We start from the raw sequence: 19,895 nt of genomic DNA, 5'->3' as shown, positions 1-19,895 counted from the left end.
CGCCGCGCGTGGCCGCCGCCCTAGCGCGACGCGCGCTTGCCGGACTGGAGCGTGCCCTTGCGATCGGCGTCCATGCAGGTATCGAAGCCGGACTGCGTGACGACGCCGGCCTTGTCGAACACGACGAAGTACGCGCGGTGATCGTTGCCGTGCTCGATAAAGTAGTTGTAGCAGACGCCACCGCCGTTACGGACCATCCAGACGCTGCGCGGGTTGCCGGCGACGCGGACGACGTCGGCGCGCGTCGCGCCGTGCCGCGACGCGGCCCGTGCAAGCGGCGTGCGCGAATACGAGAACGGCAGCCACGAGTCGAACCACGCACAGCCATGCAACATCAGGCAACTGGCGGCCAGGGACAGCGTCGCTGCGGGACGGGCCATCGGAATCAATCGCATGCTCGGGAAATCTGCTGCGCCATACCGGCGTGATCGAAAACCCCATGCTACGCGACCTTTGGGTCCGGATCGAAAAGAAATGTAGAGATCTTTATCCGAATCCCCGCGTTTGCGGGCCTTCGTGCCGGCTGAATCGTCATCAATCGTTGCAGCCAGCGCGCGCGCATGCGCATCCGCACCGCCGCACCGTCGTATCGAACCGGTGCAACGGCATGCGCGATCAGGCGATCCATTCGGCCCACAGCATCGTCAGCACCGTCATCAGCGCGGGGCCGACGAACAGCCCGATCAGGCCGAACGTCTCGGCGCCGCCGAGGATGCCGAACAGCACGAGCAGGAACGGTAGCCGCGTCGAACCGCCGATCAGCACCGGCCGCACGAAATGCTCGGCGACGAACACGACGATGAACCCGAGCGCCGCGATCGCGACGGCCCACATGGTCGCCCCCTGCACGAACAGCCAGAGCGCCGCGCCGCAGAACACGACCGGCGCGCAGAACGGCAGCATCGCGGCGACGGCCGTGACGAGCCCGAGCAGCGCCGCGTGCGGCACGCCCGCGAGCGCGTAGGCGATGCCGAGCAGCGCGCCCTCGCCGAGCCCGACGACGACGAGCCCCGTCACCGTGCCGTACACGGCCGCGACCATGCGCTCGATCAGTTCCGCACCGTTACGCCCGAACGCACGTCGCGCGCCCTGCAGCAACGCGCCCGACAGCTTGTGGCCGGCGCGCAGGATCACGAACAGCGTGACGAGCATGAAACCGAATTCGAGCAGCACGTGCGCGAGCTTCGTGCCGAATTGCCGGCCGAACGCGATGAATTTCTCGCTATTGACGCCGTGCATCGCGGTGGCCGCATGCAGCGGATGGCCGAGATTGGCCTGCCACCATTCGGTGATCTGCGCGGCGCCGTACGGCAACCGGCCGATCACGTCCGGCAGCGGGATGCCGTTGTCCTGGATCGTGTGCAGCCACTCGCGCAGGTCGTGCGCCTGCGCGATCGCCTGGGTCGTCGCGACCGCCACCGGCAGCACGACGAGCAGCGAGATCGCCGCCGTGATGACGGTCGCGATCAGCGTCGGCCGATTGCGGAACAGCCGGTGCGATTCGAAGCACTTCAGCAGCGGCCACATCGCGATGGCGATCACGCACGCCCATGCGATGGCGGGAAGGAAGTCGCGGATCACCCACAGCGCGAGCACCAGCAGCGCCGCATACAGCGCGATGCGGGCGACCTGCTGGGCACGCGGCCGCGCGGCGGAATCGGAAGACGACGGGACATGTGCGCCCATGGCACCTCTGTCGAAATGAAAAAATGGCGGCTCGCCCAGGCAATCGCCCGGACGAACCGCCATTCTATCCATCGGCGCCGGATCGGCGGCACGCGCGCTCGATGCGCGGACCACCCGGCGCCGCGCGGACGCGCGCCGCTCAGGCCACCTTGTCGGCGATCCGGTAGCGCTCGAGCCAGTGCGCGTACGGCGCGGGCAGCGTCCACGACGGACGCTCGACGCCGAGCTGCTTGGCCGCGTAGTACGGCCAGTGCGGGTCGGCCAGGTGCGCGCGGCCGACCATCACGAGATCGAGCTGTTCCTGCGCCACCACGCGGTTCGCCAGTTGCGGCGTATCGATTCCCCATGCGGACGACACCGGCAAGCCGGCCTCGCGGCGCACGCGTTCGGCGACCGGCGCCAGGAACGCCGGCCCCCACGGAATCTGCGCGTCGGGCGTCGAGAAGCCGACCGACACGCTCAGCATGTCGAGCCCTTCGAGCTTCATCCGCTGCGTGAGCGCGATCGACTCGGCGAGCGTCTCTTCGTCGCGGCCGTCGTATTCGATCACGCCGAGGCGCGCGGTCAGCGGCAAATGCTCGGGCCAGACCTTGCGAACGGCCGCGAGCGTGTCGACGAGGAAGCGGCCGCGGTTGTCGGCCGAACCGCCGTATTCGTCGGTGCGCCGGTTCGAGTGCACCGAGAAGAAGCTCTGGCCGAGATAGCCGTGCGCGAAGTGCAGTTCCAGCCATTCGAAACCGAGGTCGCGCGCACGCTGCGCGGACGCGACGAAATCGGCCTGCACGCGGGCGATGTCGTCGTGCGTCATTTCGCGCGGCACCTTCGGCAGGTGCGCGCCGAACGGCACGGCCGACGGGGCGATGGTCTGCCAGCCGCGCGGATCGCCGTCGGCGATATGGTCGTCGCCTTCCCACGGGCGGTTCGCGCTGGCCTTGCGGCCCGCGTGCGCGATCTGGATGCCGGGCACCGCGCCGGCCGCCTTGATCGCCGCGACCGACGGCGCGAAGGCTTCGGCCTGCGCGTCGTTCCACAACCCCGCGCAGCCCGGCGTGATGCGGCCTTCCGGCGACACGGCCGTCGCCTCCGCGATCACGAGGCCCGCGCCGCCGCGCGCGATGCCGGCCAGATGCACGTGATGCCAGTCGTTGACGACGCCGTCTTCGGCGACGTACTGGCACATCGGCGGCACCGCGATGCGGTTGCGCAGCGTGACATCCTTGAGTTTGAACGGTTCGAACAGGGCAGACATCCACGACTCCTTTATTGGGTCCTGCAAAACGGGGAATGCGTCGTGCGGGGCGCACGGCGCAACGATGCGGGCCGTCGGCGGGCCGGCTGCGCCCGGCGACGGCGAGGACGCGGCGCCGGCCGGGCCGGCGCCATGTGTTCAGCGGTGGCCGAGCTTCGCGAGCAGCGCCTCGGCCGCGGGCGCCGACGACGCCGGGTTCTGCCCGGTGATCAGCAGCCCGTCGGTGACGACATGCGGCGCCCAGTCGGCGCTGCGCTCGAATTCAGCGCCGTTGGTCTTCAGCATGTCCTCGACGAGGAACGGCACGACTTCGGTCAGCTCGACCGCCGCTTCCTCGCTATTGGTGAAACCCGTCGCGCGCTTGCCGCGCACGACCGACTCGCCGGTCTGCGGGTTCTTCACATGGCGCAGCACGCCCGGCGCGTGGCAGACCGCCGCGACCGGCTTGCCGGCCGCGAGCGTGCGCTCGATCAGGCCGATCGAATGCAGATCCTCGGCGAGATCCCACAGCGGGCCATGGCCGCCCGGGTAGAACACCGCGTCGTAGTCGTCCGCCGACACGTCGGCCAGCTTGCGCGTCGACGCGAGTTCGGCCTGGGCCGCCGCATCGGCGTCGAAGCGGCGCGTCGCGTCGGTCTGGGCCGTCGGGTCGCTGCTCTTCGGGTCGAGCGGCGGCTGGCCGCCCTTCGGCGACGCGAGCGTCAGCTCGACGCCCGCATCCTTGAACGCGTAGTACGGCGCGGCCAGTTCCTCGAGCCAGAAGCCGGTTTTCTTGCCGGTGTCGCCGAGCGTGTCGTGCGAGGTCAGGACAACCAGAATCTTCATGATCGGACACTCCTTCGAAAATGAACGGGGGAACGGAGCCGCACGTCGGCGCGGCGCGCCTGATGGTTAGTCCGCCCGCGCGCGGCAACGTGCGATTCATTCATCCGCATGCGATATACACCTATTAGACCAGTCGTCTAGAAGTAGCCGAAATAAAACGACGGCGTCTCGCGACATGAAGCTGCCGGGGACGTCGCCGCATTCACAAGGACGGATGATAGCCTCGAATTAGACCGGTCGTCTAGAGGAACGCGTATTCGCCCCTGCCGTCGTCATGGCCTTTTCGACGGGGGGCGGAGTCCGGCATCGCCGTCGCCGCCCTTCGCCGTTTGCCCGCAGCAGCCGGCCGCTGCAGCCGCGCCGGCTCCCGACGGCTACCCGCGCACAGGCCCGTCCGTGTCCCCCGCTTCGATGACTGGCGCTTCGAGCCGGTGATCGCGCACGCCGTCGTCCAGCAGCCGCAGCATCAGCTCCGCCAGCGCGCGGCCCGAGGTGTGCCCGGTCGGCTGCACGACCGCCGTGACACGATACGGGTGCGCGATATCGGGCGGCACGCCGTCGTAGACGATCAGCGACATATCGGCGCCCAGGCGCAGCCCGCTGTCGACCAGCGCGCGAAACGCGCCGCCGCCCGCGATGTTGTTGTCGACCAGCAGCGCGGTCGGCGGCTCGGCGCGCTCAAGCAGCGCCCGCGCCGCCTGCTGGCCGCCGTCGTGCGTAAACGCGCACTCGACGAGCAGCGCCGGATCGGCCTGGATACCGGCTTCGCGCAATGCAGACAGATAACCGGCGCGCCGCTGCGCGGCGAAATTCAGCGTCAGCGGCGCGCTGATCATCGCGATGCGCCGATGCCCGAAGCCGATCAGCCGGCGCGCCGCGTCGCGCGCGCCCGCCTCGTTGTCGAAGTCGAACCACGCATACGGGCCGGCCGCCTGCGTGCGACCGTACGCGACATACGGAAACGCGCTCGCTTGCAGGTACGCGAGACGCGGATCGTCCACCTGCGTGCGCGCGACGATCAGCCCGTCGACGAGCTTGCCGTCGACGATCCGCCGATAGGTGTCCAGTTCCGCGTTCGGTCGCGCCGACGCGATGATGAAATCGAGATTGCGCTCGGCGAGCCGCTCGGTGATGCCCGCGACGACCTCGCCGAAACGCGGATCGCCGAGATCGCCGGCGCCGAACGGATAGACGATGCCGATCATGTCGGCCCGGCCGGTCGCCAGCCGGCGCGCGGTCGGATCGGCCACGTAGCCCATTTCGCGCGCGGCCTTCGCCACGCGCTCGCGCGTCGCCTCGCTGACGTCGTCGTAACCGTTCAACGCGCGGCTGACCGTCGTCCGCGACAGACCCAGCGCGTCCGACAGCGCCTTCAGATTCACCTTCACCGTCATTCCTCGCATTCGCCGATCCGCCCGGCCGCCCGAGGTCCGGGATGCGCCGACCGGGTAATTATTTCCATTGAGTAATCATTACCGTCAAATAAATATCTTTTGCGTTCCAAACCGGTTTGAAATAGCATCCAAACCGGTTTGGACATCGATGCCCACTCAGCCGTTCATTTTCACCTGCCAAGGAAACAACGACGAGATGACATACTTTCCCCTTTTCCGCCCGATCGCGGCCAAACGTTTGCTGCTCGCTGGCGGCGCACTCGCCGCCTTCGCGTCCGTCGCGGACGCGCAGTCCGGCGGCACGGGCGCGCCCGTGCCCACGCCCCATACGCAGCAAGCCTACGATCCCGAAGGCAACTTCACGATGCGCTGGACGCGCGCGGACATCCGCCAGATCGTCGCCCAGTCGCACACCGCCGGCGCCGACAAGAACTCGCTGCCGCAAGCGCTGACGATGCCGGACATCCCGCAGGACTTCCCGCTGATCAACTCGAACGTGTGGGTGTGGGACACGTGGCCGCTGGCCGACCTGCGTGCGAACCAGCTCAGCTACAAGGGCTGGGAGGTGATCTTCTCGCTCACCGCCGATCCGCACGCGGGCTACACGTTCGACGACCGTCACGTCCACGCCCGCATCGGCTTCTTCTATCGCCGCGCCGGCATCCCCGCGTCGCAACGCCCCGCGAACGGCGGCTGGACCTGGGGTGGCCACCTGTTCCCGGACGGCGCGAGCGCCCGGGTGTTCGGCACCGCGCCGATGACCAACAACGCCGAATGGTCGGGCTCCGCGCGCCTCACGAACGGCAGCAACGTCAGCCTGTACTACACCGCGACGTCGTTCAACCGCTCGGCCCCCGGCGGCGCCGACATCACGCCGCCGCAGGCGATCATCACGCGCGCCGACGGCAACATCCACGCCGACGACAAGCATGTGTGGTTCACCGGCTTCGGCGATCACAAGGCGCTGCTGCAGCCGGACGGCAACTACTACCAGACCGGCCAGCAGAACACCTACTTCTCGTTCCGCGATCCGTTCGTGTTCACCGACCCCGCGCATCCGGGCAAGACCTACATGGTGTTCGAAGGCAACACCGGCGGCCCGCGCGGCGCACGCACCTGCACCGAGGCCGATCTCGGCTATGCGCCGAACGATCCGAACCGCGAAGATCTCAACGCGGTGATGAATTCGGGCGCAGTGTATCAAAAGGCCAACGTCGGCCTCGCGGTCGCGACGAACCCGCAACTGACCGAGTGGAAGTTCCTGCCGCCGATCCTGTCGGCGAACTGCGTCGACGACCAGACCGAGCGCCCGCAGATCTACCTGAAGGACGGCAAGTACTACCTGTTCACGATCAGCCACCGCACGACGATGGCGGCCGGCGTCGACGGCCCGGACGGCGTGTACGGCTTCGTCGGCAACGGCATCCGCAGCGATTACCTGCCGCTGAACGGCGGCAGCGGCCTCGTGCTGGGCAACCCGACCGACTTCTCCGCACCGGCCGGCGCACCGTATGCGCAGGACCCGAACCAGAACCCGCGCGAATTCCAGTCGTATTCGCACTACGTGATGCCGGGCGGGCTCGTCGAGTCGTTCATCGACGCGATCGGCCCGCGCCGCGGCGGCACGCTCGCGCCGACGGTGAAGGTGAACATCAACGGCACGTCGACGGCGGTCGACCGCACGTATGGACGCGGCGGCCTCGGCGGCTACGGCGACATCCCGTCGAACCTGCCGGCGACGGGGGCCGGCCACAACGACGGGAACGGCCAAGCCAATTAAGCAACCGAAAATAACCATCGTCGACAAAGGCACGAGGTTCAGGAGTCGCGTATCGCGCGTGCCGCGTGCGCGCCTCCGCTTTTTTTCGACTTTCTTTTGACCGTTGCGCATGCCGCCGTTGCAGGCGGCCTGCGCCCTCCTTTCCCGCTTCGTCCGACGAAGCGCCTCCGGCACCGCATGAAATCGACGTCTTTCCGCTTTTCCGTCCGCCTCATCCGGCTGCTGCTCGTCTGCATGGCGTCCACGCAGGCCGTCGCCGCGTCCTGCCATACGCCGGCCGACAACGGCACGCCGCAGTGGCGGCCCGCCCTCCACTACACGCCGCAGCGCAACTGGATGAACGACCCGAACGGGCTCGTCTACGCGAACGGCCGCTATCACCTGTTCTATCAGTACAACCCGCTCGGCAACGACTGGGGCAACATGTCGTGGGGCCACGCAACCAGCACCGACCTCGTCCACTGGCGCGAGCAGCCGGTCGCGATGCGCGCGAACGCCACCGAGGAAATCTTCTCCGGCTCGATCGTCGCCGATACGCTGAACACGTCCGGTCTCGGCACACCGGGCCACACGCCGCTCGTCGCGCTCTATACGAGCGTCTACAAGCCCGGCTCGGGTCACGCACCGGGCATACAGGCGCAGTCGCTCGCGTACAGCCTCGACCAGGGCACGACCTGGCAGCCGTATGCGCACAACCCGGTGCTGACGCTCGATCCGGAATCGAAGCAATTTCGCGACCCGAAAGTGTCGTGGTATGCGGCGGGCGGCTACTGGTTGATGACGACGGTCGTCGCCGATGCGCACGTCGTGAAGCTCTATCGTTCCGACGACCTGATCCACTGGTCGTTCCTCAGCGACTTCACGCTGCCGGACGTGCCGCATGCGGGCGCGCTGTGGGAAATGCCGGACCTCATACCGCTACCGCTCGACGGCGATCCGAAGCGAATCAAATGGGTAATGATCGTCAACGTGAATCCGTGGTCGATCGCGGGCGGCTCCGGGGCCATGTATTTCGTCGGCGATTTCGACGGCCGCACGTTCACGCCGGACCGCGTCGCGCCCGCCGGCTCCGATCCCGCGCACTTCCGCTGGGTCGATCACGGCGCCGACTTCTACGCGGCCGGCACGTTCTCCGGCGCACCCGGCGCCCGGCCGGTCGCGATCGCCTGGATGAGCAACTGGGATTACGCGGCAAAAGTGCCGACCACCCCGTGGCGTGGCGCGACCACGCTGCCGCGCGAACTGTCGCTGAAGGCGATCGACGGCGAGCCGACCCTGATCGTCGCGCCGGCCGCCGCGTTCGACGCATGGGCCGACGGCCGGCCGGCCGTGCATGAAGGCGACGTCACGGTCGACTCCGCTACCCGCCCGCTGTCGGCCGCCACACGCGGCATCGTCCAGCGCATCACGGTGACGCTCTCGCCGCAGCGTGCCGCGCGCGCGGGGCTGATCGTGCGGCGTTCGGCCGACGGGTCGATCGGCACCCGGATCGTGTACGACACCGCGAAGCGCACGCTGACGCTCGACCGCTCGCGATCCGGCGAAGCGAATTTCGCCGGCACGTTCAGCCGCGAGCATATCGTCGATCTGCCGCTCGAACGCGGGCAACTGCGGCTCGACATCGTCGTCGATCGCGGCTCGGTCGAAGTGTTCGCGAACGGCGGCCGCGTCGCGCTGACGGACCTGGTCTTTCCGCCGCTCGACGCGGATCGCGTGGCCGTGTTTGCCGAACAGGGCCGCGCGACGTTTTCGGGGTTGACGGTGACGCAACTGGGAACCGGCGACGATACACGCGGCGCCTGTGCGTCCCGATAGGTGCAGGTGACGGGGGCCGGTTACGGTCCCCGCCCGCCTCACCGCTCAGAGCAACCCCATCCCGCCCGACGCGATGATTTCCGCGCCGACGATGAACGCGGATTCCGGCGCGCTCAGGTGCAGCACCGTCGACGCGATTTCGTCCGGCGTGCCGAACCGGCCGATCGGCACGAGGCCCTTGATCTTGTCGGCCGTCGCGTCGAGCGTCGCCGCATCGAGCCCGAGCTTGCCGTACAGCGGCGTCTGCACCGGCCCGGGGCTCACCACGTTCACGCGCACGCCGTGCGGCAGCAGTTCCGTCGACAGCGTCTTCGCGAACGAATTGACGGCCGCCTTGCTGGCCGCGTACACCGACGAGCCGGGCATCCCGATGTGCGCGTTGATCGAGCCGTTGATCACGATCGATGCACCGCGGTTCAGCAGCGGCACCAGCGACTGGATCTGGAAATACGCGCCCTTCACGTTGGTGTCGAACACGAGATCCCACATCGCTTCGTCGCTGTCGGCGAACGGCGCGAGTTTCGCGACGCCCGCGTTGACGAACACGGCGTCGAGCCGCACGCCGGCGGCGGCGAGCGCGTCGGCCAGCGCGCGGGCCGACGCGACGCTGCCGGCTTCGTTGCGAATCGCGAGCGCGCCTTCGCCGAGCGTTTGGCGGGCCGCTTCCAGCGTGTCGGCGTCGCGCCCGGTGATGATGACCCGCGCGCCTTCGGCCGCGAATGCGCGGGCGGCCGCCAGGCCGATGCCGCTGTTGCCGCCCGTGACGAGGACCGTCTTTCCTTCGAAGCGTTGCATGATGTTCTCCTGTGAACCGGTGAGTTGACCGTGAACACAGGATGCGCGCGGCGCCGGGCCTTGCCGTACGACCGGCGCGACGAACATGTTCGAAAACGTCGAACATGTTGGCGCGAGCAGGTTCAGCCGACGACGTCGATCCCGTCGAGCAGCCGCTGCGCGAGCCGCGGCTCGCGCAATTGCTCCAGCCACCATTGCAGCGCGCGGCCGTCGCGGTCGTCGTGCCATGCGACATACAGCAGGTTCGGCTCCCGCGGGTCGGCTGTCTGCTTCTCGACCAGTTCGCCGCGCGCGAGCAGCGACGCGACGCGCCGGCGCGGCACCCAGCCGACGCCGAGCGCATCGCGCTGCGCGAGGATCTTCGCGCGCATCGACGGCACCGCGAGCACCGCCTGCCCGCCGAGCAGCCCGTACGCGCGGCCGGCCGCGCGCCGCGACGAATCGGCGACGACGACCGATCGGTGCGCACCGATCGCGTCGCGCGTCAGCACCCCGCCCACGGACGCCAGCGGATGGCGCGGCGACACCGCGAACACCCACTCCATCGCGCCGAGTTCGAACCACTTGAGGCCCGGAATCGCCGGCGGCTCGTTCGTCGCGCCGACGACCAGATCCGCGCGGCCGTCGCGCAACGCTTCCCAGGTGCCGCCGAGCACCTCGTGCGTGAAGCGCAGCGACACGCCCGAATCGAGCGCATCGAACGCGCGGACGACCGGCAGCAGCGTATCGAACTCCAGCACCTCGTCGCTGACGATCCACAGCCGGTCCTCCCAGCCGCTCGCGACCTGCCGCACGCGCTGCGTCAGCCGGGCGACGTCGAGCGCCAGCCGCGCCGCCTCGTCGGCCAGCAATTGTCCGGCCGGCGTGAGCTGCAGCCGGTAGCCGCGGCGGTCGAACAGCAGCGCGTCGAAGCGCGTTTCGAGCTGGCGCGCCGCGTGCGACACCGTCGACGGCGCCTTGCCGAGCTGCGCGGCGGCCCGCGACAGGCTGCCGGTGGCGCGGATCGCGTCGAGCAGCGCCAGTTCGTCTTCGGACAGCATGAGGTCGCTCCACGGTGAGGATGTCGTGGATCGTAAGGTACTGGCGCGCCGCGGTCCAATCGGGCGATCGCGGCTGCGCCGCCCGCTTGCCGCGAACGGTCGTCACCGCCGGATCTCCCTGTCCCTATGGCTTCAGCGCACCGCTTACCGTGCAGGCCGCAGCATGATGCCCGTCAGCGCACCCGCCACGCACAGCGCGCCCACGTACAGTTCCGGCGCGTGCGGATGCGACTTCAGCAGTACCGAGACGAACACCGGCGTGAGACCGCCGAACACCGCATAGGCGACGTTGTACGAGAACGAGATCCCGGAAAAGCGCACGGCCGCCGGAAACGCGTGGACCATCGCGACCGGAATCGCCGCGACCGCCCCGACGCAGAAGCCGCATAGCGCGTAAAGCGGCAACAGCAGCGACGGATCGACGGCGAGTCGCGACGCCATCAGCCAGTACGACGCACCGAGCATCAGGCAGCCGACGAAGATCGTGCGGCCGGTGCCGAACCGTCCCGCGATCGAACCGGCGACGATGCATCCGATCGTCAGGCAGAACGTCGCGGCCGAATTGGCCTGCAACGCAAGCGCGGGCGCGATGTGAAATTGCCTGGCGACGAGGGTCGGCGTCATCAGGATCACGACGACGATCGCGGCGGTGAGCGTCCACGTGAGGATCATCGATACCAGCACGGCTCGCCCGTGATCGCGCAGCACGGCTTTCAGCGGCACTTCGCGGGTCAGCGACCGGCTCCGCTTCATTTCGACGAATACGGGCGTCTCGTCGAGCCAGCGTCGCAGCAACGCCGACACGATCCCGAACAGGCCGCCGACGACGAAAGGCAGTCGCCACGCATACGCGCCGATCTCCGCCGGCGAATAATGACGATTGATCGTCGACGCGATCAGCGAGCCAAGCAGGATGCCGAGCGTCAGGCCGCCGGTCAGCAGGCCGCACGCATAGCCGACATGGCGCGGCGGCACGTGTTCGGCCACGAACACCCACGCGCCCGGCACCTCGCCGCCTACCGCCGCCCCTTGCAACAACCGGCACAGGAGCAGCAGCACGGGCGCGGCAATGCCGATGGACGCATAGGTCGGCAGCAGCCCCATCGCCAACGTCGGCAGCGCCATCATCATCACGCTCAACGTGAACATGCGTTTGCGGCCGACGAGATCGCCGAAATGCGCGAGCACCACGCCGCCGAGCGGGCGCGCGAGATAACCCGCCGCGAAAATGCCGAACGTCTGCAACTGCCGCAGCCAGTCGGGAATCGATGGCGGAAAGAACAATTGACCGATGACCGTCGCGAAAAACACGTAAATCACGAAATCGTAAAATTCGAGCGCGCCACCGAGCGCGGCGAGCGCGAGCGTCCGGTGATCGCGGCCGGTCAGCGGGCGATGGGATACAGCCGGAATCTGAAGCGAGTCTGGAAAGTTCATCTCGAAAAAGTCAGGAATCGGGAACCGCGCGCCAACCCGATGACGCGCTACGGATGGACAACACCCGGGCACCCCATGTCATTCCATTGCGCGTCGATTTTCCGCGGCGACTGTTCAAGGCCGCGCTCGGCAACCTCCATTTGGACTGCAGGCGGAGCAATGTCGGCACGCCGTGTCGCGAATCCGGTGCGACGCCGGGAATAAACGGCCGCCGTCGCGTGTTCCATGAGGATGGAGGGCGCACGAGCCTGCCGCTTGCGCGCGCCTCGCCCGTGCGTGACACGTTCACGCCTTCTCCTGGAGCAATCATGCGTTTTGCGGTTCTGGGCGCCGGCGCGGTCGGCTGCTACTTCGGCGGCATGCTGGCGCTGCACGGCCACGAGGTGGTTTTCATTGGCCGTCCGTTGCACGTCGACGCGATTCGCGACCGGGGTCTGCGCGTCCAGACGCGCACGTTCGACCGTCGCGTGCCGGCCGACGCGTCGACCGATATCGACGCCGCGGCATCGGCCGACGTGGTGTTCGTGTGCGTGAAGTCCGGCGATACCGCGCAAGCCGCGCGCACGTTGAGCCGCGTGCTGGCGCCGCAAGCGCTCGTGGTCAGTCTGCAGAACGGCGTCGACAACGCGGCCGTGCTGCGCGCGGAGATCGCCGGCCCGGTCATTTGCGCGGCGGTCTATGTCGCCAGCGAGATGGCGGGCCCAGGGCATCTGCTGCACCATGGCCGCGGCGATCTCGCGATCGAAGCGTCGCCGTCGAGCGAACGGCTGGCGCAGGTGCTGCGGACAGCGGCCATTCCGACCCGGATCGCCGACGACGTGCGCGCGGCGCTCTGGCACAAGTTCATCCTCAATTGCGCGTACAACGCGATTTCCGCGATCGTCCAGTTGCCCTTGGGCGAGATGTCGCATCGCGATGCGTTGCGCGAAACGATGCGTGCGGCCGTCGCCGAGTGCATCGCGGTCGCGGCGGCCGAAGGCATCCATTTCGCCGACGGGCCGGCCGCGATCGTCGAGCGCATCGAAGCGACGATTCCGCCCGGCCAGTATTCGTCGACGGCGCAGGATCTGGCGCGCGGCAGACCCGGCGAGATCGATCACCTGAACGGCGCGGTCGTGCGGCGCGGGCGCGCGGCAGGCATCGACACGCCGGTCAATCGGACGCTCCATCTGCTCGTGAAGATGCTGGAAGCAAAGACGGCCGCGCGTTCGTGACGGGCGGCGCTCGCGCGTGCGTCGCCGACCGCCGCGGCGGGTCGAGCGGCGCCGCGCGGCCGGCGCGCCCACCGGCGACATGACGTCGGCTGTCGGGGCGTCGAACCGGCCCGCCAGCCGCGCTGCCGCGCGCCGGCCGCGGCCGAACGCGCAGCGCCGATCCCCGCCGCTATTCGCGTTCGCCAGCCAGTCGAGCGAGCGCCGCGGCGATCCCCGCGCCATAGGCCGGGTCGGCCCGCGAGCAGTTGTCGATGTGGCGCTGCCGGATGTCCGCCGACACGCCGGCAAGCTGCCGTGCGGTGGTATCGAACAGGCACTGGCGTTGCCGCGCATCCATCAGCCGGAACAGGTCGCCCGGCTGCTGATAGTGATCATCGTCGACGCGATGATCCCAATGCGCGGCCGCGCCGTTCAGCTCGAGCGGCGGTTCGTCGAGCTGCGGCCGGTCCGACCACGCGCCCTTGCTGTTGGGCCAGTACGACGGCGCCGCGCCGAGATTGCCGTCGGTGCGCATCGCACCATCGCGGTGATAACTGTGGAACGGGCACTGCGGCGCGTTCACCGGGATCTGGGCGAAGTTGACGCCCAGCCGATATCGCTGCGCATCGCCGTAGGAAAACAGGCGCGCCTGCAACATCCGGTCCGGCGAGTAGCCGATGCCCGGCACGACGTTCGCCGGCGAAAACGCGGCCTGCTCCGTCTCGGCGAAGAAATTGTCGGGATTGCGGTTGAGCTCGAATTCGCCGACTTCGATCAGCGGAAATTCAGCCTTCGGCCAGACCTTCGTGAGATCGAACGGGTTGAACCGAAACGCTTTCGCCTGCGCGTCGGTCATCACCTGAATGTACAGCGTCCAGCGCGGAAAATTGCCGGCCTCGATGCTGTCGAACAGGTCACGCTGATGGGTTTCGCGGTCCCGGGCGATCAGCGCTTGCGCCTGCGCGTCGGTCAGGTTCTCGATGCCCTGTTGCGAGCGGTAATGGAACTTCACCCAGGTCCGCTCGTTCTGCGCATTGATCATGCTGTACGTATGGCTGCCGAACCCGTGCATGTGCCGGTACGATCGCGGAATGCCGCGCTCGCTCATGACGATCGTCACCTGGTGCAGCGCCTCGGGCAGCAGCGACCAGAAATCCCAGTTGTTTTCCGCGCTGCGCATGCCGGTGCGCGGGTCGCGCTTGACCGCATGATTGAGGTCGGGAAAGCGCAATGGATCGCGAAAGAAGAACACCGGCGTATTGTTGCCGACCAGATCCCAGTTCCCTTCCTCGGTATAGAACTTCAGCGCGAAGCCGCGGATGTCGCGCTCCGCATCGGCCGCGCCGCGCTCGCCGGCCACCGTCGAGAAGCGCACGAACATCGGCGTCTGCTTGCCGATTTCGGAGAAGAGCTTCGCCTTCGTGTACCGCGAAATGTCGTGCGTCACGGTGAAGGTCCCGTATGCGCCGGCGCCCTTCGCATGCATGCGGCGCTCCGGGATCACCTCGCGATCGAAATGCGCGAGCTTTTCGATCAGCCACACGTCCTGCAGCAGCGCGGGACCGCGCGCGCCGGCCGTCTGGATGTTGACGTTGTTGCTGACCGGCGCGCCGTTCGCATGGGCAATTTCGCGCGGAATCGAATCCTCTGACATGTCCTGGTTCCCCCAACGGTATGTGATTTCAGTTCATGGGTCGCGCGATCCGCCGTCGGTGCGGGCATCGCGCGTCGTGCAGACGGCCATCCGTCAGGCCGTCCACGGATAGATTGGAAATGGACGACGTATCCGGCGTTTGTCCGGTTTGTATCGGTTTGTACCGGGCTCCGTCGGCAGCCGGTTGCACCACGCGCGTCGCGCCGGCCGTCACGATGGTTCGCTGTCGGCGATCCGGTCGCCGAGCGCGCCGAGGTCCGCGTCGCCGGGGGCGGCGATCAGCGCATACGCGACTCCCGAGCGCCGCCACGTCACGACGTCCATGTTGCCGACCTGCTGACGGTCGGGCACGGTGTCCGGCCGCTCGTCCTTCATCACGCATAGCGCGACGGGCGCGCCTTGGTCGGGCAGATAGACGATCTGCACCAGTGGTTTGCGATTGAAATTCAGGCGCTGGATGCGCTTGAACGTCAGCCCGGCCGAGCGCAGGTCCGGAATCCGAATCCCCAGTCCGTCGTCCCGGCGAATCGTGTCGATCGTCTGCGCGGCGGCCGCGAAGTTCGCCGAATCGAATGCAACGGTGTCGCGCGTATAGAGCCGCTGATAATTGACGGCCGCCATGATCCACGGCGACATCCGCGCCTGCGCGACCACCGATGCGGGTGGCGGCGCGAAGCGCAGTACGGCGGCGCTGCAGAACGCGCCCGCGACGAATGCGACCGCGAGCCACGGCGCCATCATGCGAACGCGCGAGCGAACCGGCGTGGACGGCCGCCCACGTATGCCGGGCTGCGCTGGACCCGAGATTTGCCGATGATCGCCGCCGCCGACCGGCCGCGCCGACGGCGGCGCATGCGCGTGCGCGATGTCGGCGACCGTCCGGATCAGACTCTGCGGCACCGGCAGCCATGGGTGACGCTGAAACGCGCGCTGATAGGGCAACACCGATGCTTCGAGCAAGGCCACCCGCGTCGCGATCTCGACCGACGTTCGGATCGCCCGGTCGACTTCCGCGCGCTGGTGCGACGTGAGCGCTCCGTCCACGTATGCCATGAGCAGGACGTCGTCCATTTTCAAGCCCCCTGATCCTCACTGTTCGCCGCGCTTTTCACGGGTCGTTCGTGTCGATCGGCGAACAGCGCACCGATCGCCTGGCGAGCACGCGACAGCCGGCTCATGATCGTACCGATGGGCACGTCGAGCACGTCGGCCGCTTCGCTATAACTGAGTCCTTCCACGCTCACCAGCAACATCACCGCGCGCTGCGCTTCGGGCAGTTGCTGCACGGCCCTGACGATCTGCGCATCCAGCGCCTGCTGCTCCAGTGTCGGCGCGGCGGGATCGGAGATGGTTTCGAGCAGGTCGTCGTCCCAGTCCATGCTCGAGCGCCGGCGCACGCTGCGCGCGCGAAGCTCGTTGAGCCAGGTGGACTGCACGATCGAGAACATCCAGCTGAGCGGTGCCGTTCCGGGCCGCAACTGATGCGCGCGTTCGAGTGCACGCACGCACGCGCACTGCACGAGATCCTCCGCGTCGTGCCGATCGCCGGAGAGGCGCAGCGCGAACGTCCACAGGCGCGGAAGCATCGCGGGCAGCATGGCGGACAGTTCGGCCGCGGTCATCGACGTCGATCTCCGCAACGTGCAAGCCGGCCGACGCGGACGAACGGCCGTATCTGATGTGTATCCATGGGTTTAGGCGAAATTGAACGGGCAACACCCCTACAGCCCACGTAAACAGCTGGACGGCGCAGATATTCCATCCGCGGTCGCGTGTCGCCCGACAGGCCGGATCACGGGGCGCCGGCCGTGCGTCGGCGGCGTGGCGCGCGATGCGCGTCAGATCACCGTGACGACCACGTCGACGTTGCCGCGCGTCGCCTTCGAATACGGGCACGTCTGGTGCGCGGCATCGACCAGCGCCTGCGCGACGTCCGCGTCGACGCCCGGCACGCTGACGTTCAGCCGGGCCTGCAGGAAGTACGCGCCGTCGGCCATGGCCAGATCGATTTCCGCATCGACGTGCGTATCGCGCGGCAGCGCAACCTTCAGCCGTTGCGCGGCCAGCCCCATCGCACCGATGAAGCATGCCGACCAGCCCGCCGCCAGCAGTTGCTCGGGATTCGTGCCGGGCGCGGCCGAGCCGGGCCCGGCGAGCTTCACGTCGAGGCGACCGTCGGCACTGCGGGCCGCGCCGTCGCGCCCGCCGGTGGTGCGAGTCTTGCCGGTGTACAGGACTTTGGTTTGCTGGCTCATGATCGGTACCGTGCTGGATGGGGGTGAATGAACGGAGAACGTATTGCGTCGCCGGGATGCATTAGAGCGCGCCCACGTATCGGTCATGTGTCCCGACGCCGGGCTATTGCAACGTCATGTATCCATTCGCGACGCGTACACATTGAGAAACACATCCGCCGCTCCGGGCAAAGCCATTGCCGAAACGAAGCGGGAATAACGCTTCGCCCTGCGGTGTTCTGTTGAGGCAGACAACCTTTCGGGAGTGAAACGGTGCAGAACCCGCAGCAGGAAATCGACGATCGTCCGGCGCCCGCGCACACGCGCGTGCGGGCACTCGGCAGCACGGAACATCTGTTCTGGTTGCTGGACCAGAATCGGCCGACGCATTTCGCGATGGTCGCGGAGATCGACCTGCGCTTTGCGCCCAGCGCATGGCACGCTGCCTTTCAGGCGCTGCAGCGCAGACATCCGCTGCTGTCCACCTGTATCGCCACCGACGCGCAGCACAATTCGGCGTTCCATTCGGTACCCGGTGCCGTGGTGCCGTTGCACGTGATCGAGCACCACGCGACGTCGTGGCAAACCGAAACGGCCCGCGAAATCGCGACGCGCTTCGACTGGGCGACCGCGCCGCTGGTGCGCGCGACACTGTTGCAGCGCGAATCGACGTCGACGCTGATCCTGGTCGCGCATCACTCCGTACTCGACGGCATGGGCGCCGCGTATCTGATCGACGAACTGCTGCGCACGCTGACGGGCAAGCCCGCGGCGCCGCTGCCGCTCGTGCAGTCGCTCGAGACGCTGCTCGCGGCCGACCTGAACGACGCGGCCACCCTGCCCGCGCCCGTTCCGGCGCCGGAGCCGAAGCCGTTCCGTGCGAATACGACGGCGCTGCCGCACATCGACGCCGTCGCGCTTTCAGCCGAAGCCACGCGCCGCCTCGCCGCGCGCGCCCGGCAAGCGTGCACGACCGTGCATGGCGCGATTGCCGCAGCCGTTCATGAAGCGGGCCGGCGCCTGTCGAGCGACTGGGCCGCGCGCGCGTTGAGGACCGTCACGCCGATCGACGTACGCGCGCTCGCCAGCGAAGCCGGTGTCGCCAACGGCGTGTACATCACGCAGACCGTCACGATCGACGATCACCCGCGCGGGGTCGACTTGTGGGCAGCGGCCCGCAAGATCAAGCAGGACCTCGCGCCGTCGCAAACGCGCGCGAGCGTCGCGGCGGAGCTGAAGGCGCTGGATACCGCGATGGCGGCGCGACCGAGCGTCGAACACGCGGCCGGCTTCCTGTCGAACGTGCTGGCCTTCGACGTCCTGCTGTCGAATCTCGGCAATCAACCCATCGCCGCCACGTACGACGGCGTATCGCTCGACGCGCTGTGGGGTCCGTTCGTGACATCCGGATTCGCCGACGATCAGGTCATCGGTGCCTGCACGATCGACGGCGTCCTGCGGCTCGTGCATACGAGCCATCGCGCGATCCCGGGACTGCTCGGCGAGGTCCGCACGATTCTCGAGCACGCCGCCGGCTGAACGGCGGCGCGGCGCGCCGGTTGCGCCGATTTCAGAACGCCGCGAGCGACACTCGCTTGCGGTGCTCGACGACCGACAGCAGCAGCGCCGCCAGCCCGCATGCGGCGATGAGCGTCAGCAGCATCGTCCTGCCCAGGGTGACCAGCACCAGGCTGCCGAGCGCCGGGAATCCGAACGCGCCGACGAAGTACGATGCGACGAACCACGTGAGCACCGCGTGCCGATGCCGCGCATCGGCGCTGTTGACGGCCTGCGCCTGGACGATCGGATAGATGAGGCCGTAGCCCGTGCCGAGCAGCACGGCGCTGGCCGAATGAAGGAGCGCATGGTGCGGCACGGCGAACGTCACCGCGACGCTCAGGATCATGAAGCCGAGCAGGATCTGCGTGGTCGCATCGACGCGCATCCGGATCACGAGCGCGCCGAGCAGCCAGCGGATGACGACCACCGTGGCCGAATACAGCCCGAAGAACGTTCCGGCCTTCACGCCGGTTTCCTGCGCCATCGACATCTGGAACGTCATCAGCCCCGAGAAGACGCTCGAGCCGAGCGCGATGATCGCGATCGGATAGATCGCGTGCGTGCGGGCGATCGCCGCCATCTCGCGGCCCCATCGTGGCCGCATCGGCCGCGCGGCGGGCAGCGACGCCGGCGACAGCCGGCCGAAGCATTCCAGCATGACGGCGGCCATCGCGCACAATCCGCCGACGGTGCAGAACACCGTCCCCGTCGTCCAGTGCCAGTTGCGTATCGCGAGCGACGCGACGGCCGGGCCGCCGCCGACGCCCGCCATCTGAAACGACCCGAACCGCAGGAACCAGCGCTCGCGTTCGGTATCCGCGGTGCGCTCGGCTAGCATCATCGGCGCCGCGAGGTAGAACGCGCCCCAGCCGACGCCGACCAGCAGTCCGGGCACGACGCTCAGTGAGCCGGTGCGGTCGATCAGCGCAAACCCGACGACGCCCGCGCCGACGACGAGTGCGGCCAGCGCAGCGGTACGGGCTGTGCCGATCGAATGGGCCAGCCATGCGACCAGCGGCAGGCCGATCAACGCGCCGACCATCGCTTCGACCAGCGCGACGCCGGTATCGACGTCGCCTCCGCCCGCCGAACGAAAATGCATCGACAACAGGAACGTCGCGCCGTATCCGCATGCCGTCAACAGCGCGCCCAGCAGCACGAACGATGCGCCGCGCGCGGACATCGTGTGGGGATCGGCCATCGTGCCTCCTGTCGTCTCGAAATTCCGGCCGG

18 protein-coding genes are annotated in these 19,895 nt (G+C 68.2%); 4 read left to right on the top strand and 14 right to left on the bottom strand.

Annotation, left to right across the window (positions count from 1 at the left end; genetic code table 11):
• Window positions 1-20: 20 nt before the first annotated feature.
• The 6 genes from HWX76_RS32180 to HWX76_RS32155 form a co-directional block, all read right to left on the bottom strand.
• Window positions 21-395: a hypothetical protein gene (locus tag HWX76_RS32180; protein ID WP_089489329.1), complete on the bottom strand. Its 375-nt coding sequence runs from the start codon at window positions 393-395 to the stop codon at window positions 21-23.
• 47 nt (window positions 396-442) lie between these two features.
• A complete protein-coding gene (locus HWX76_RS32175) occupies window positions 443-628 on the bottom strand; it encodes a hypothetical protein (protein ID WP_176016875.1) in 186 nt (61 codons plus the stop codon).
• Window positions 616-1,686, bottom strand: coding sequence for an AI-2E family transporter (locus HWX76_RS32170; RefSeq protein WP_089489328.1), 1,071 nt, complete (start codon window positions 1,684-1,686; stop codon window positions 616-618). Before HWX76_RS32170 ends, HWX76_RS32175 begins: the two co-directional genes overlap by 13 nt.
• Window positions 1,687-1,825: 139 nt before the next feature.
• Window positions 1,826-2,935 carry an NADH:flavin oxidoreductase/NADH oxidase gene (locus HWX76_RS32165; RefSeq protein WP_050010959.1) on the bottom strand — a complete coding sequence of 370 codons (1,110 nt, stop codon included), beginning with the start codon at window positions 2,933-2,935 and terminating at the stop codon, window positions 1,826-1,828.
• A 138-nt stretch (window positions 2,936-3,073) separates the two neighbouring features.
• A complete protein-coding gene (locus tag HWX76_RS32160) occupies window positions 3,074-3,760 on the bottom strand; it encodes a type 1 glutamine amidotransferase domain-containing protein (RefSeq protein WP_089489327.1) in 687 nt (228 codons plus the stop codon).
• Between the two features lie 374 nt (window positions 3,761-4,134).
• Entirely contained in the window at window positions 4,135-5,163 is a 1,029-nt protein-coding gene (locus HWX76_RS32155) for a substrate-binding domain-containing protein (protein ID WP_176016874.1), read from the bottom strand.
• Window positions 5,164-5,350: 187 nt separating this feature from the next.
• On the opposite strand from HWX76_RS32155, the gene HWX76_RS32150 reads away from it, so the two are divergent.
• Both HWX76_RS32150 and HWX76_RS32145 read left to right on the top strand, forming a co-directional pair.
• On the top strand, window positions 5,351-6,934 hold the full coding sequence (locus HWX76_RS32150; protein ID WP_176016873.1) for a glycoside hydrolase family 68 protein: 1,584 nt from the start codon (window positions 5,351-5,353) through the stop codon (window positions 6,932-6,934).
• A gap of 177 nt (window positions 6,935-7,111) precedes the next feature.
• On the top strand, window positions 7,112-8,749 hold the full coding sequence (locus HWX76_RS32145) for a glycoside hydrolase family 32 protein (RefSeq protein WP_050010955.1): 1,638 nt from the start codon (window positions 7,112-7,114) through the stop codon (window positions 8,747-8,749).
• A gap of 45 nt (window positions 8,750-8,794) precedes the next feature.
• On the opposite strand, the gene HWX76_RS32140 is transcribed toward HWX76_RS32145, so the two are convergent.
• The 3 genes from HWX76_RS32140 to HWX76_RS32130 form a co-directional block, all read right to left on the bottom strand.
• Complete coding sequence (locus HWX76_RS32140) at window positions 8,795-9,544, bottom strand: SDR family oxidoreductase (protein ID WP_050010954.1); 750 nt, start codon at window positions 9,542-9,544, stop codon at window positions 8,795-8,797.
• A gap of 122 nt (window positions 9,545-9,666) precedes the next feature.
• Complete coding sequence (locus HWX76_RS32135; protein ID WP_089489325.1) at window positions 9,667-10,584, bottom strand: LysR family transcriptional regulator; 918 nt, start codon at window positions 10,582-10,584, stop codon at window positions 9,667-9,669.
• Between the two features lie 144 nt (window positions 10,585-10,728).
• Window positions 10,729-12,021, bottom strand: coding sequence for an MFS transporter (locus HWX76_RS32130; protein WP_124630280.1), 1,293 nt, complete (start codon window positions 12,019-12,021; stop codon window positions 10,729-10,731).
• A 308-nt stretch (window positions 12,022-12,329) separates the two neighbouring features.
• Between HWX76_RS32130 and HWX76_RS32125 the strand changes: the two genes are divergently transcribed.
• The gene (locus HWX76_RS32125; RefSeq protein ID WP_050010951.1) at window positions 12,330-13,235 is read left to right on the top strand and encodes a ketopantoate reductase family protein; all 906 of its coding nucleotides are present in this window, start codon (window positions 12,330-12,332) and stop codon (window positions 13,233-13,235) included.
• A gap of 169 nt (window positions 13,236-13,404) precedes the next feature.
• Here HWX76_RS32125 and HWX76_RS32120 read toward each other — a convergent pair whose 3' ends face one another.
• The 4 genes from HWX76_RS32120 to HWX76_RS32105 form a co-directional block, all read right to left on the bottom strand.
• Window positions 13,405-14,868 carry a catalase gene (locus HWX76_RS32120; RefSeq protein ID WP_050010950.1) on the bottom strand — a complete coding sequence of 488 codons (1,464 nt, stop codon included), beginning with the start codon at window positions 14,866-14,868 and terminating at the stop codon, window positions 13,405-13,407.
• A gap of 210 nt (window positions 14,869-15,078) precedes the next feature.
• Window positions 15,079-15,921 (bottom strand): anti-sigma factor, encoded by an 843-nt coding sequence (locus tag HWX76_RS32115; protein ID WP_235356117.1) that lies wholly within the window; start codon window positions 15,919-15,921, stop codon window positions 15,079-15,081.
• A gap of 20 nt (window positions 15,922-15,941) precedes the next feature.
• Window positions 15,942-16,490, bottom strand: coding sequence for an RNA polymerase sigma factor (locus HWX76_RS32110; protein ID WP_176016872.1), 549 nt, complete (start codon window positions 16,488-16,490; stop codon window positions 15,942-15,944).
• Window positions 16,491-16,706: 216 nt separating this feature from the next.
• Window positions 16,707-17,123 carry an organic hydroperoxide resistance protein gene (locus HWX76_RS32105; protein WP_124554201.1) on the bottom strand — a complete coding sequence of 139 codons (417 nt, stop codon included), beginning with the start codon at window positions 17,121-17,123 and terminating at the stop codon, window positions 16,707-16,709.
• 252 nt (window positions 17,124-17,375) lie between these two features.
• Between HWX76_RS32105 and HWX76_RS32100 the strand changes: the two genes are divergently transcribed.
• A complete protein-coding gene (locus HWX76_RS32100) occupies window positions 17,376-18,641 on the top strand; it encodes a condensation domain-containing protein (RefSeq protein ID WP_244138049.1) in 1,266 nt (421 codons plus the stop codon).
• 31 nt (window positions 18,642-18,672) lie between these two features.
• On the opposite strand, the gene HWX76_RS32095 is transcribed toward HWX76_RS32100, so the two are convergent.
• Window positions 18,673-19,863 carry an MFS transporter gene (locus tag HWX76_RS32095; protein WP_089489322.1) on the bottom strand — a complete coding sequence of 397 codons (1,191 nt, stop codon included), beginning with the start codon at window positions 19,861-19,863 and terminating at the stop codon, window positions 18,673-18,675.
• Between the last annotated feature and the right edge of the window lie 32 nt (window positions 19,864-19,895).

This window comes from Burkholderia sp. BCC0398 (assembly GCF_902833245.1).
GTDB classification, from domain to species: Bacteria; Pseudomonadota; Gammaproteobacteria; order Burkholderiales; family Burkholderiaceae; genus Burkholderia; species Burkholderia sola.
The sequence above is the reverse complement of the archived record's forward strand: the minus strand, read 5'-3'. Positions and strand labels throughout refer to the sequence as shown.